At 45.5% G+C, this 446-nt stretch carries 1 protein-coding gene; it reads left to right on the plus strand.

All coding sequences use genetic code 11. The features are described 5' to 3' along the window. Nucleotides 1-446, plus strand: a 446-nt coding sequence (locus CWC11_RS21100) for an AMP-binding protein (protein WP_138684194.1), incomplete at both ends; no start/stop codon positions are given.

Raw genomic sequence — 446 nt, forward strand, 5'->3', positions numbered from 1 at the left:
AACTATATAGCGATATCACGCGATGATGTATTTGTGCAGTTAGCGAATCCTGCGTTTGATGCAGCGACCTTTGAGATTTGGGGAGCATTGACACAAGGTGCAAGCTTGGTGCTGCCTCATTCGAATATGGTGCTTGAGGCTGAAGAGATTGAAGCGGTACTGACCGATCATCAAGTCAGTGTTTTATTTCTAACACGGGCTCTATTTGACTCGGTCTATAGCGATTCTCCAGACATGTTTGGGGCACTGAAATACTTAATGGTTGGTGGTGAAGCACTGACGCCTTCGATTATGAATCGTCTTGTGAGTCAATCGGTGCGTCCCCAGCATATTTTAAATGGCTATGGACCGACAGAAAGTACGACTTTTACGACGACATATGAATGTCAACTCAGTGAAGGCAGTGTGCCCATTGGTCAGCCAATCAATGGCCGTCAAGTATATGT

The sequence above is a fragment of the Pseudoalteromonas sp. S3178 genome (assembly GCF_005886985.1).
In the GTDB taxonomy this organism is placed as follows: domain Bacteria; phylum Pseudomonadota; class Gammaproteobacteria; order Enterobacterales; family Alteromonadaceae; genus Pseudoalteromonas; species Pseudoalteromonas carrageenovora.